Source organism: Synechococcus sp. CB0205 (assembly GCF_000179255.1).
Taxonomy (GTDB): Bacteria; Cyanobacteriota; Cyanobacteriia; order PCC-6307; family Cyanobiaceae; genus Vulcanococcus.
Window position 1 is genome coordinate 1 of the sequence record NZ_ADXM01000047.1, and the last position, 11814, is coordinate 11814.

13 protein-coding genes are annotated in these 11814 nt (G+C 64.7%); 2 read left to right on the forward strand and 11 right to left on the reverse strand.

Annotation, left to right across the window (positions count from 1 at the left end):
• Positions 1–441 (reverse strand): alpha/beta fold hydrolase (locus CB0205_RS0108485; protein WP_010316497.1); only part of this gene is annotated, 441 nt, incomplete at its 3' end.
• Positions 442–544: 103 nt separating this feature from the next.
• On the opposite strand from CB0205_RS0108485, the gene CB0205_RS0108490 reads away from it, so the two are divergent.
• Positions 545–1015 carry a GNAT family N-acetyltransferase gene (locus CB0205_RS0108490; RefSeq protein WP_232197279.1) on the forward strand — a complete coding sequence of 157 codons (471 nt, stop codon included), beginning with the start codon at positions 545–547 and terminating at the stop codon, positions 1013–1015.
• On the opposite strand, the gene CB0205_RS0108495 is transcribed toward CB0205_RS0108490, so the two are convergent.
• Genes CB0205_RS0108495 through CB0205_RS0108505 form a run of 3 tightly spaced genes read right to left on the reverse strand, consistent with a single transcriptional unit; the run spans position 1012 to position 3553 of the window.
• On the reverse strand, positions 1012–1704 hold the full coding sequence (locus CB0205_RS0108495; protein WP_010316499.1) for a TIGR04283 family arsenosugar biosynthesis glycosyltransferase: 693 nt from the start codon (positions 1702–1704) through the stop codon (positions 1012–1014). The genes CB0205_RS0108490 and CB0205_RS0108495 overlap by 4 nt on opposite strands.
• Positions 1701–2360 carry a TIGR04282 family arsenosugar biosynthesis glycosyltransferase gene (locus CB0205_RS0108500; RefSeq protein WP_010316500.1) on the reverse strand — a complete coding sequence of 220 codons (660 nt, stop codon included), beginning with the start codon at positions 2358–2360 and terminating at the stop codon, positions 1701–1703. Before CB0205_RS0108500 ends, CB0205_RS0108495 begins: the two co-directional genes overlap by 4 nt.
• 8 nt (positions 2361–2368) lie before the next feature.
• Positions 2369–3553, reverse strand: a complete 1185-nt coding sequence (locus CB0205_RS0108505; RefSeq protein ID WP_010316502.1) for a trypsin-like peptidase domain-containing protein — start codon at positions 3551–3553, stop codon at positions 2369–2371.
• 54 nt (positions 3554–3607) lie between these two features.
• On the opposite strand from CB0205_RS0108505, the gene dnaA reads away from it, so the two are divergent.
• On the forward strand, positions 3608–5014 hold the full coding sequence (gene dnaA / locus CB0205_RS0108510) for a chromosomal replication initiator protein DnaA (RefSeq protein ID WP_010316505.1): 1407 nt from the start codon (positions 3608–3610) through the stop codon (positions 5012–5014).
• Positions 5015–5017: 3 nt separating this feature from the next.
• On the opposite strand, the gene cbbX is transcribed toward dnaA, so the two are convergent.
• The 7 genes from cbbX to CB0205_RS16695 all read right to left on the reverse strand — a co-directional run.
• The gene (gene cbbX / locus CB0205_RS0108515) at positions 5018–5950 is read right to left on the reverse strand and encodes a CbbX protein (RefSeq protein WP_010316507.1); all 933 of its coding nucleotides are present in this window, start codon (positions 5948–5950) and stop codon (positions 5018–5020) included.
• Positions 5937–6191: a 4a-hydroxytetrahydrobiopterin dehydratase gene (locus tag CB0205_RS0108520; RefSeq protein ID WP_010316509.1), complete on the reverse strand. Its 255-nt coding sequence runs from the start codon at positions 6189–6191 to the stop codon at positions 5937–5939. Before CB0205_RS0108520 ends, cbbX begins: the two co-directional genes overlap by 14 nt.
• A 9-nt stretch (positions 6192–6200) precedes the next feature.
• Positions 6201–7343 (reverse strand): CO2 hydration protein, encoded by a 1143-nt coding sequence (locus CB0205_RS0108525; protein WP_010316511.1) that lies wholly within the window; start codon positions 7341–7343, stop codon positions 6201–6203.
• A gap of 1 nt (position 7344) precedes the next feature.
• A complete protein-coding gene (locus CB0205_RS0108530) occupies positions 7345–8853 on the reverse strand; it encodes an NADH-quinone oxidoreductase subunit M (RefSeq protein WP_010316513.1) in 1509 nt (502 codons plus the stop codon).
• 3 nt (positions 8854–8856) lie between these two features.
• Positions 8857–10716, reverse strand: coding sequence for an NAD(P)H-quinone oxidoreductase subunit F (locus CB0205_RS0108535; RefSeq protein WP_010316515.1), 1860 nt, complete (start codon positions 10714–10716; stop codon positions 8857–8859).
• 94 nt (positions 10717–10810) lie between these two features.
• Complete coding sequence (locus tag CB0205_RS0108540; protein WP_010316517.1) at positions 10811–11314, reverse strand: ferritin-like domain-containing protein; 504 nt, start codon at positions 11312–11314, stop codon at positions 10811–10813.
• 5 nt (positions 11315–11319) lie between these two features.
• The coding region (locus CB0205_RS16695; protein WP_010316520.1) for a BMC domain-containing protein at positions 11320–11814 on the reverse strand (495 nt) is incomplete at its 5' end.

Below are 11814 nucleotides of genomic sequence, written 5' to 3' on the forward strand. Positions count from 1 at the left end.
GCTGCGAATGGCCTCAGTGCCAGCCACCTGGGCGAGCCAACTCGGCCGCCAGCGCAGAAAGGTGGCTCCGCCGTTGCGCACCATCCGAAAGGGCCGCGGCTGATAGACCCCGCCTCCGGAGGCGACCTGGATGATGCCCCGCAGTTGCTCCCCCAGATGGGGGGCGGCATGGAGCACCAGGCTTCCCCCCAGGGAGTGGCCGATCAGCACGATCGGCCGGCCGGCGGCTTGCTCCTGGGCCGCCTCCGCCAGCCAGCGGCCATAGCTGACCAAGTTGGTCCGCAGGCCTTGGGGCCTCGGGCGTTGGCCAAAGCCCGGGAGATCAGGGGTCCAGCAGTCCCACCTGGGCTCCAGGGCCGTGCGCAGCGGATCCCACAGCCGCCCGGAGAGCAGCCAACCATGCACGCCAACCAGCAGAGGTGCTGCGCCCAGGGATCCCAATGCAAGAAACGGACCCAGCCTGCATCAAGGGGGTGACCTGGTAGGTCAGGATCAACCGAACCCCGCAGGGAGCTCCGTTCTGATTGGTTCCAGCGCCACTGAACTGGAGGAGCTCTACGGCCGGGACCATCGCGTCTGCGCGACCCCAAACGCCCCGACTTCTCTGGTCTTGAGCCAGGAGCGGGAAATTGATCTCTATGAGCTCGAGCAACTCACCGATGCGGTGGGTTGGAGCCGCCGTCCGATGAGGCGGGTGCGCATTGCCATGGAGAACAGCCTCCTGGTGGTGGCCCTTTGGCGCCATGACGCCCGCCTGCCGCGCCTGGTGGGCTTTGCCCGCTGCACCGGTGACGGGGTGATCGAGGCCACCGTCTGGGATGTGGCCGTCCACCCCCATTACCAAGGTCTGGGCCTGGGCAAACAGCTGATGCAGTACGTGATCGAGCGCCTGCAGCGGATGCAGGTGGAGCGCATCAGCCTGTTCGCCGATCCCGGCGTGATCGAGTTCTATGGCGCCCAGGGTTGGGAGCTGGAACCGCAAAATCGCCGCTGCGCCTTCTGGTACGCCCCCTAGGGGCTGCGGTAGTAGCGCTGGGCGAGCTCCTGGGCCGTGGCGCCCCGGCGCCAGGCCCGGCGCAGGGCCGCGTTGCGTTCTGCCGTGCGCAGCACCCCATCGCGTCTCCAGCGGCGGCCATCGACCGCCAGTGGTTGGCCGAGTCGGCGCAGGGGGGCTAGGGGTTGAAGCCGTTGGACCAGATCTAGGTCTTCCATCAGCGGCAGGGGCCGCATGCCCCCGGCCTGCTCCAGCAGGGCCCGCGGCAGCAGCAGCCCTTGGTCGCCGTAGGGCAGGGCCCGGATCATGCAGCGCAGCTGAACGGCCAGCTCCAGCAGCCGCAGCGGCAGACCGGCCGCGGCGACCTGGAAGTCGAAGTACCAAGCGGCTGGTGCTTGCCCCATGGCGTGTTCCACCGACGCCCCCCAACGGGCCGGAAGCCTGCAGTCGGCATGCAACAGCAACAACCAAGGAGACGTTGCAGCGGCAATGCCGACCTGGAGTTGCAGTCCACGGTTGGCGGCGCAGCGGATCACCTGGGCGCCGGCGAGCTGGGCCACGTCGGCGGTCCCTGGATCGGCGCTGGAGTCCACCACGATCAGCTCTGTCTCTAGCCCGAGTGGGGCCTGCTGCAGATCGGCGAGCAACAGCGGTAGGCGCTGCGCTTCCTGCCGCGCGGGAATGACGACCGCCAGGGACGGTCGCTTCATGCCGGCGGCAGCTGGCAGCGCAGCCAGTCCTCCAGATCGCTCGGTTCATCGAGGTCGTTCTGCTGTCGGAGCAGGACCGCCTGGAGCTGGCGCGCCGCGGCGGCAGCCAGGCTTCGCTGCAGCACCTGATCGCTGCCCCAGGGGATGCCACTCATCAGCCGGGATCCGGCGCGGCGGAAGCCGGAGCGGTTCAGGCCAATCAACCAGTAGCCGCCATCTCGGGCGGGCCCAAGGACCAGCGGTGCCCTCAGGAGTGCCTCGGCTGCGGCGTCGAGATCACTGGTTTCCAGGGCGGGCAGATCCGTTCCAATCACGATCACCCGCTCAGCCCCCGCCTGGAAGGCCCGCTGCAACTGCCGCTGCATGCGGCAGCCCAAGTTGCCTCCCCCCTGTGGCCCGAGCTGAACCCCTGGAGCGAGCGCCTGCAGCTGCCCCTGCCAGCGGCGCAACCCGCGGGGCCCCAGACCGTCGACGGCCATCAGCAGCTTGTGCTGGTGCCGTTGGCTCCAGCGGCCGCTGACCTCAAGGCTGTGCTGCGTCAGCTGGCGTTGGATCTGGGCCGCCGCCAGTCGACCCGTGTGGCGGGCCAGCCTGGTTTTGCAGCGTCCGGGGGCCGGCCAGCGGGCCATGACCACCAGGGTCAGAGGGGCAGCCAAGGCCGCGCCTACTTCCCGCGGGGGAGTTCAGCGGGCTTGATCTGGAGGGTGAGCGTCCGCTCCTTGCGCTGGATCACGATCGCCAGGTTCTGGCCGACGCGTCCCTGGTCCACCGCGACCTGCACTTCGGAGGGGTTCTTCACGGGCTTGCCGCCGACCTGCTCAATCAGGTCACAGGCGCGCATGCCTCCCTTGGCGGCTGGACTGCCGGGGATGACCTCCACCACCACGACGCCTTTGGTCTCCGGCAGCCGGCACTCGGCATCGGTGGCATTGACCTCCCTGGCGAGTTGGGGGGTCAGGGCCTGGAGCCGTACACCGATGTAGGGGTGGGAGGCCTGGCCGCGATCGAGAATTTGTGCGGCAATTTGGCGCCCGAGGTTGATCGGGATGGCAAAGCTCAGACCCGCGCCAGGGGCCTGTCGGATGGCGGTGTTAATCCCAATCACCTGACCGCGGTCATTGATCAGGGGACCGCCGCTGTTGCCCGGGTTCACGGCCGCGTCGGTCTGGATGTAGGGCACCCGTTGCCCCTCCCCGAGGGCATTGGTGCGCTGCACCGCGCTGATGATTCCCAAGGTGACGGTGTTATCGAGACCCAGGGGGTTGCCGATCGCGATCGCCCATTCGCCGGGCCGCACGCCTTTGGAATTACCCAGGGGTGCCACGGGCAGGTTGGCTGCCGCCACCTTCACCACAGCGACATCGGTGACCGGGTCAGAGCCCAGCACCTTGCCCTTGAAATTGCGGCCATCCGGCAGGGTGACGCCCACTTCATTGGTGCCCTCGACCACGTGGGCATTGGTCAGGATCACCCCGTCGGATCGGGTGATGAAGCCCGAGCCCTGCCCCTGCTGTTGCTGCACCGAGGGACCACTGCCAAACAGTCCGCCCATCGGGTTGACCACCCGCCGCACCGTGTCGATTCGCACCACTGCCGGTCCGACCTTGTCGACCGCGTTGACCACAAAACTTTTGCCCCCCGGCAGGGGGGCGGCGGCGGGCGCATCGCTGACCTGAGCGCCGTCTCCGCCCCTGCTGCCGTTCCAGAGCGGTAGCCGCAAACCGCCGGTCCCGCAGCCGCTCAGGCCCACACTCAGCAGCAAGCAACCCAAGGCGAGCTGGGGGCGAACGCCATGCATCAAACGGGTCATGCGGAGCAGAGATGTGGGGCAGGTGTTCAGGCGCATCATCGGAGACACTCCCGCCTCAGACCACCCCTATATTCATGGACCCCAGGGGATGACGTGACGGTGCAGCAGGGAGAAACGCTGTGGCGTCAGGTTCAAGAAGCACTCCAAGGCAATCTCTCCAAACCCACGTTTGAGACCTGGATTCGTCCGGCCACGTGTGTCGACCTGCAGGGCAACGAGCTGCAGCTGCTGGCCCCCAATACCTTTGCTTGCGGCTGGCTGCGCAAGAACTACCTGAGCACCATTGCCGCGGTGGCCAGCGAGATCGCCGGTCGCCCGATCGCGGTCAGCGTCGAGGCCGGTGGTGAGTCCGCCCAGGGCATCACCCTGAACGGTCAGCCCCCCACGACCGCCGGGGTCGAGGTGGCCCCAGGCTCCGCTGCCCCCCAGCAGCGCACGGCCACGGGTGAGGCCCCGCGCAAGTTGGCCCCGGGCCTGAATCCCCGCTACGTCTTCAACCGCTTCGTGGTCGGGCCCAACAGTCGAATGGCCCATGCCGCGGCGTTGGCCGTCGCTGAGGCCCCCGGCCGTGAGTTCAACCCGCTGTTCATCTGCGGCGGGGTGGGTCTGGGTAAAACCCACCTGATGCAGGCCATTGGCCACTACCGCCTGGAGATTGATCCGGAGGCCCGGGTCGCCTACGTCAGCACGGAGACCTTCACGAACGATCTGATCCAGGCCATCCGCAAGGACGGCATGCAGAAATTTCGGGATCGCTATCGGGCTGCCGATTTGATCCTGGTGGATGACATCCAGTTCATCGAGGGCAAGGAGTACACCCAGGAGGAGTTCTTCCACACCTTCAACGCCCTGCATGAGGCCGGGCGCCAGATCGTGATTGCCAGCGATCGTCCCCCAAGCCAGATTCCCCGCCTGCAGGAGCGTTTGATCTCACGCTTCTCGATGGGCCTGATCGCGGATATCCAAACGCCTGATTTGGAAACGCGGATGGCGATCCTGCACAAGAAGGCGGAGCACGAGCGGGTCAGCCTGCCCCGGGACCTGATCCAATACCTCGCGGGTCGCTTCACCTCAAACATTCGCGAGCTCGAGGGTGCCCTGACCCGAGCCGTTGCCTTTGCTTCGATCACCGGTCTGCCGATGACTGTGGAATCGGTGGCACCGATGCTCGAACCGGCCGGTGTTGAGGTGGAGGTCACCCCGGATCAAGTCTTGAACAAGGTGGCCGAGGTCTTCGGTGTGGGCGTCGATGAGATGAAGAGCGCCAGCCGTAAGCGGGCCGTGAGCCAGGCCCGGCAGGTGGGCATGTACCTGATGCGCCAGGGCACCAATTTGTCCCTGCCCCGCATTGGCGATGCCTTTGGCGGCAAGGATCACTCCACCGTGATGTACGCCGTGGATCAAACCGAGAAGAAGCTGGAGGCTGACCCCCAGTTGGGCCGTCAGATTCAACAGGTCCGCGACCTTCTCCAGATCGACTCCCGCCGCCGGACCCGCTAGGGATTAGCCGGTGATCGGTTCACTGGGGTCAAGGCCTTCGACCTCCCCGGAGAAGACGCGGCTGGCGGTGATGTCCTCCGCTTCAATCGTCATCAGATCCAGCTTTGTGAGCTGACTGCTGTTCATCACATTGAACAGGCGGTTGGCTTGGCGCATCCGCGAGCGATCGATCGCATTGCGAATCGAGCGGGCATTGGCAAAGAACGGCAGTTGCATGCGCCGATCGATGTAATCCTCGAAGGCCGCCAGGGCCTCCTCGCTGAAGCGGTAGTTCTCCTCCGCCAGGATCAGCCGCGCAATGGCAAGCAGTTCGCTGGCGCTGTAATCCGGAAAGTCAATGTGGTTGGCGACTCGAGAGGAGAGACCAGGATTGCTTTGGTAAAAAACATCCATCCGCTCCTTGTAACCGGCAAAGATCACCACCAGGTCATCACGGTTGTTCTCCATGACCTGGAGCAGGATCTCAATCGCCTCGGCTCCGTAGTCGCGCTCATTCTCAGGGCGATAGAGGTAGTAGGCCTCATCAATAAACAGCACCCCACCCATCGCCTTCTTGAGCATCTCCCGGGTCTTGGGAGCGGTGTGGCCGATGTATTGCCCCACCAGATCATCCCGGGTGGCGGTGACCACGTGACCTTTGCGCACGTAGCCGAGCTTGTGCAGGATTTGGGACATCCGCTCGGCCACGGTCGTCTTTCCCGTTCCTGGCCGACCGGTGAAGGACATGTGCAGGCTGGGGGCCGTGGTGGAGAGTCCCACCTGCTTGCGGGCCCTGTCGACGACCAGCAGGGCGGCGATTTCACGGATCCGGGTCTTGACCGGCTGGAGTCCAATCAACTCCTGGTCCAGCTGATCGAGAACCTCTTGGACCTCGGCCCCCTCATAGGCGGCCTGAAGATCGACGGGCGTGTTGTCGGGCTGCTCAGACGAGGCCATCGATGGCAGCGGCAAACGCGTGGTCAGCCTCGCCGATGCTCGCCCCCTCCTCCTCGGGCCGGAGGGTGATGTTCACGTATGTACGCCCAAAACTGATGTCCGGGTAGCGCCCTTCCTGCTCGCAGAAATCGTTGAGGCGATCCAAAAACGCCCGGTTCCCGGCGTAGTCCTCGAATTCAATCCGGCGCTCCAGCCACTCAACGCGATCGGGCTTGGGCCGGGGATTCCAGAGTTGATCCATGGGTTGACCCTACGCCGCGAGGCAATCGGTGCGGCCAATCACCAGGCGAGCGGCCCAGGAGGCGGCATAGGCGCGATTGGCCTCCTGTTCCTCCGGGTTGGTCGTGTCCAAGGCGTGGGGCATGGTGCCGCTGATGGCGGCGTTGGTCACGCAGAACATCGACTTCTGGAAGCTGCGGCAGATCTTTTCGCGCACGTCCCCTTCTCCGCGGGTGCGCACCAGATACCACTGGTGCAATCGCTCCGGAAGATGGCGGTACATGTCCTGCATCAGCAGGCTGGGGGGCACGCCCGCACCCATCGTGGGCAGCGGGTCGGCGTAGAGGGCGCCGTAGGTGAAGGTGGCCTGGTCCGGTGAGATTTGCTGGGCCTGGGCGTTGTAGCTGACGGTTCCCAAGAAGGGCATCCCCCGCAGGAAGACCGCCTCGACGTAGGGAACGGCCACATCCACCAGGAAGGTGAGCTTGGCTTCCGGCGGCAGGATCCAGAACCGTTGGCCGCCGATCATCACGCCGTATTCGATCGGGTTGCCGGCGGCGGCCACGAGCCCCTGCTTGATGAAGTCGACCACATCCGGGATCGAGCGCACAGCACCGGAGCGTTCCGCCTTGGCCAGGTCGATGAACAAATCGCTCATCACCCGCCAGAACTGCCCCAGGGCATGGGTGGTGGCGGCGTTGCGAATCAGTTCGCTGAGGAAGTCTGGGAACAGGGGATGCAGGATCGCCAGCAGCGGATCACGCCGGCGCTTGGCGGCAATGATCGCCTTGCAGTTCTCGATAAAGGCCTCACTGTCGAAGTAGGCATCCATCCCGCCGGTGGCATGCCAGAGCATGCCCTTCATGCAGTACTCGGCGTACTCGAAGTTGATGCGGTCGTGGTTGAGATGGCGCCAGATCTTGGCGGGGCTGAGGTCCCCGTCGAGGTACTTAAAGATCGGAAATGGGTTGAGGAACTGATGTTCCCCTTGGTAGATCAGGTTTTTGCTGTAGGCATCGAGCACCTCGCCATAGCTCTCGAGCACATCCACCACCTCAATGAGGTGATCGGAGGTGTCGCTCAGCAGGGTCTCACCATCGAGGAGTTTGGCGATGATCTGCTCGGCGTCGAGGCCGGGGTTGCTGTGAACCAGCTCAGCAGGAATGACAGGCATCTCAGCTCACTCCCATCGATTGCAGGGCCAAGGCGGTGAGCGAGGTTTCGCTCAGATAGCTGAGGCCAAACGGTAAGAGGCCCAGGCCAATGATCGCTGCGGCCAGGGCAAGGGCGGGATAGGTCTCCCGTGGAGCCACCGGCGCGAGTTGGACATCCAAGCGGGCGTCCCGAATGGGATCGTCGCTGTCGGGGGTAATGGAGAGGCGGCCAAAGAAGGCGCGGTTCACCAGCAGCAGGAAGTAGACGGCCGTCAGTCCCGAGCCCACCATCGAAAGCAGGGTGGCGACCGGGAAGGCGCTGATGCTGCCGCGGAAGACCAGGAATTCCGAGATGAATCCGGCCATGCCCGGCAGGCCGGCGCTGGCCATCACCGCCAGGATCATCAACGTCCCGGTCAGGGGGAGACCCTTTTCAGGGCTCAACAGACCATGGAGCACCTTGAGGTCGCGGGTGCCGGTCTTGCGGTAGACGATGCCCACCAGCAGGAAGAGCAGGGCCGAGATCAGACCGTGGGCCACCATCTGGAACACCGCCCCCAGCAGGCTGATGGGGGTGTTGGCCGCGGCAGCCAGGAGCACGTAGCCCATGTGGCCGACGGAGCTGAAGGCCACCATCCGCTTCATGTCGGTCTGGGCAATGGCCGCCAGGGAGCCGTAGAGCACGGAGATGGCCGCCCAGATCGCGAGGCCAGGGGCCAGCTCAGCCCAGGCCTCTGGGAAGAGCTGCAGGCCAAAACGCAGCAGCCCATAGGTGCCGAGCTTCAACAGCACACCAGCCAGGAGAACCGACACCGGAGTAGCCGCCTGGGTGTGGGCATCGGGCAGCCAGTTGTGCAGCGGCACCAGCGGGATCTTGATCCCAAAGCCCAGCAAAATCGCAACCAGGAGCACGATCTGACCGCCCATGGCCAGACGATCGGAGAGGACCGGGGTGATGCTGAAATCCACGGTCCCAGTCAGCAGCGCCAAGCCGAGGAAGGCGCCCAGGATCAGCATTCCTGAGATCGCTGTGAAGATCAGGAATTTCGTGGCGGCATAGGCCTTGTTCGCTCCGCCCCAGACGGAGATCAAGAGCCAGAGCGGAATCAGTTCCAGCTCATAGAAGAGGAAGAACAGCAGCAGGTTGTCGGCGATGAAGGCCCCATTCACCGCACCGCTGATCAACAGCAGCATGGCGAAGTAGATCCGCGGCCTTCGGTCGATGTCGCGGGTGATGATCGCCGAGACCAAGGTCAGGGCGGCATTGATCAGCACCAGGGGCAAGGACAGGCCATCGATCCCGAGGGCGTAATCCAGACCAATGCCCGGCAGCCAGCGGTGGAACTCCTGGAGCTGCATCCCAGCCACGCTGGGATCGAACTGGATGGTGATCACCAGGCTGGCGATCAGCTGGATCACCAGGATTCCAATCGTGATCAGCCGCAGGCGCCCCAGGGGTTGCTCCCCAGGCCAAAGCAGCAGGGCGGCGGTCCCCAGGAAGGGGATCAACAGCAGAGAACTCAGCAACATCGGTTAACCCCCCCGCCCCAGCTGCAGCACACCAAGCAGCAAGACAATCGCCAGCAGCACCGTGAGCACATAGCTCTGGGTCTTTCCGCTGACGCTGAGCTTCAGGCCGTTGGCTGTGGCCATCGAAAGATTGCCGACACCATCAGCCATGGCCTTGATCACGTTGAGGTCGAACCAGCGGGTGAATTGGGCCAAGTTGGCCACCAGGCTCACGACCGTGCGCTTGTAGATCTCAGGTGTGTAGAAGTCGTAGGCCAGGAGGTCCTGAAGGGTTCGAACCCAAGGGGTGGTCGAGCGCGACCAGAACTGATCCAGGGGAATCACAGCCCCAATGAAGACACCAATCAGACCGGAGGCCGCGACCGCAAGCCCGATGCTGAGGCTGAAGGAGGCGATCCCCGGAACCGGATCAATGCGCTGCATCATTGCGGGCAGCAGCATCACGATCACGCTCAGGCTGACGATGGGCAGGGCCATCAACCAATTGACCTCAGGGGTGCGCTTGGTTTTGGGCAGTGCTTTGCCAAGGAAGACGGATCGGTAGACCCGGGTGGCGTTGGTGGCCGTCAACAGGTTGGTGATCAAGAAGACCACTGCAAAGCCTGGGTCGCTCTCCTTGAGGCTGTTGATCATCAGGCCGTAGCACCAGAAGGAGCCCAAGGGCAGCAGGCCCACAACACCGGCGCTGCCGATGATGAAGGCCAGAGAGGTCGCGGGCATGCGGGTGCCAATGCCGCCAAGTTCAGTCAGGTCCTGGCAGTTGGTGGTGGCGATGATGCTGCCCACCCCCATGAACTGCAGGGCCCTTGCCAGACCGTGGGCAAAGAGCAACAGCAGTGCGATGCCAGGGCGCTGCAGCGCAATGGCGATGAAGACCAGCCCCAAATAGGAGGTGGTCGAGTAGCTGAAGGCGCGCTTGAGGTCCACCTGGGCCAACGACACCAGGGCTCCGCCGATGGCGCTGATGGCCCCCACCGCCAGCAAGACGTCTGTTGCGAGTGGTGAGAGCTGGACGATCGGCATCAGCTTCATCAGGACGATCGCGCCGCAGGTCACCACGACGGAGTTCCTGAGGATCGAGGCCGGGTTCGGGCCCTCCATGGCTTCATCCAGCCAGAGGTGCATTGGGAACTGGGCGCACTTGCCCATCGGACCGGCGATCAACCCCAGGCCAAGCAGGGTGATGCCTAGGGGGCCGAGGGCGCCACTGTCTTTCAAGCCGCCGGCCCAGTCGTAGAGGTCGGTGAACTCCATTGAGCCGGCAAAGGCCGAGAGCGCCACAACCCCCATCAACAGCAGGACATCACCGACGCGCTTGGTGAGGAAGGCGTCCCGAGCGGCCGTGACCACGAGCGGTTGGGCATACCAAAAGCCCACCAGCAGATAGGTGGAGAGGGTGAGCATCTCCAGGAGGAAATAGCTCATGAACAGGTTGCTGCTGAGCACCACCCCACTCATGGCCCCTTCAAAGAAGCCCACCAGGGCGTAGAAGCGGGCCAGCGACCATTCCTTATCCAGGTAGCCCAGGGCATAGACCTGGCAGATCAGGCTCATCGTCGTGACGAGCTCCAGGGCCGCCAGGTTCGTCAGCGACAGATCGAAGCCGATGCGCAGGTCGAGGTCAGCGGCTTGGAACCAGGCCAGATCGAGGTGCTGGGGGCCGATCTCGTAGACCGAACGGAGCACAAGGCTGCCGTGGATGACGGCCAGCAGCGTGACAAGAAGGTTGAGGTAGGCCGCCGGGCGCGGGCCATTGCGTTTGATCCACCCCGTGGCCCAGGGCAACGACAGGAGCATCCCGCTGAACCCGTACACCGGGATCAGCCAGATCAGTTGCAGGGGAAGGGGGAGAGCAGCGCTCAAACGGTTAAAGAATTGGGCCGCCGAAAGCAGCTTCGGCGGCGGAATCTAGGCGCTTCTGATCCCGGTTGGGCAGATCCTCAAGCGCCGAATGGACTCAGAACGTGGCGCGGTCTTGCGGTGCTCCGCGGCGGCGGGAGCCATAGCGCCCGTAGCCGCGGGGACGACGCCCACCGAGCTCGTTGAGCCAGGTCTCGAGGTCCTGCATGTGGTGCTGCTCGTCCTCCAACAGGGATTGGAAGAAGGCCGCGTTGTTTTGGTCGTTGACCAAGCGACAGAAGCGGACCGCCTCGTCGTAGTGGTTGACGAGCTGCTGCTCGAGATCGGCGTTCTGCTCAAGCAGACCCACAAGATCGGCGGCATGGGTCACCGGCTGCAGTTGGGAAGCAGCCGGTGCCGCGCCAAGCGACAGCATCTGTTGGACGATGCGTTCAGCGTGCTGCATCTCTTCGACGGTTTCCTCACGGAACCGATCGGCCGATGCCGCATCACCCCAGAGCCCCACGAGTGAGGCCTGGGTCATGTACTGCTGAACAGCGGTCAGCTCAAGGCTGAGGGCACGCCCAAGAAAACCCAGGACGCGCGGATGGACGGCGTCCATGGTGATCAGGCCCGGCGGTTGTTGCTGCTCACCAGAGCAGGCTCGACCTCGGAGTGGGGGCGGGCAATGATGTGGGCGGCCACCAGGCCATCACCCACGCGCTCGCAGGCATCGGCGCCGGCGCGAACGGCGGCGTTCACAGCACCGGTTTCGCCGCGGACCAGAACGGTGACGTAACCACCACCGACAAACTCGCGACCGATCAGGGTCACTTCGGCTGCCTTGGTCATGGCATCAGCAGCCTCGATGGCGGGCACCAGACCGCGGGTCTCGATCATGCCGAGAGCGATGCCTTGAACGGAAGAAGCCATGGGGGAGGTGCGAGTGGAGGGGGTGGAGCGGTTGCCGCCGGAGCCCGAGCCGGAGGCAGAGGAGCGAGAGGCGGCAGCACGGGTGCTGCTGCGACGGGCAGCGGGAGCAGCTTTCGCTGCTGTGCTGGCCGCACTCTTCGCAGGGGTCGAGGCGACCGTCTTGGCGGTCACCGTCACGGGAGCGGAGGC

Excerpts from the sequence above, each read along its gene's own strand:
- CB0205_RS0108495 (WP_010316499.1), bottom strand. The coding sequence starts at position 1,704 with ATGAAGCGACCGTCCCTGGCGGTCGTCATTCCCGCGCGGCAGGAAGCG.
- CB0205_RS0108505 (WP_010316502.1), bottom strand. The coding sequence starts at position 3,553 with ATGATGCGCCTGAACACCTGCCCCACATCTCTGCTCCGCATGACCCGT.
- cbbX (WP_010316507.1), bottom strand. The coding sequence starts at position 5,950 with ATGGCCTCGTCTGAGCAGCCCGACAACACGCCCGTCGATCTTCAGGCC.
- CB0205_RS0108520 (WP_010316509.1), bottom strand. The coding sequence starts at position 6,191 with ATGGATCAACTCTGGAATCCCCGGCCCAAGCCCGATCGCGTTGAGTGG.
- CB0205_RS0108525 (WP_010316511.1), bottom strand. The coding sequence starts at position 7,343 with ATGCCTGTCATTCCTGCTGAGCTGGTTCACAGCAACCCCGGCCTCGAC.
- CB0205_RS0108530 (WP_010316513.1), bottom strand. The coding sequence starts at position 8,853 with ATGTTGCTGAGTTCTCTGCTGTTGATCCCCTTCCTGGGGACCGCCGCC.
- CB0205_RS0108540 (WP_010316517.1), bottom strand. The coding sequence starts at position 11,314 with ATGGACGCCGTCCATCCGCGCGTCCTGGGTTTTCTTGGGCGTGCCCTC.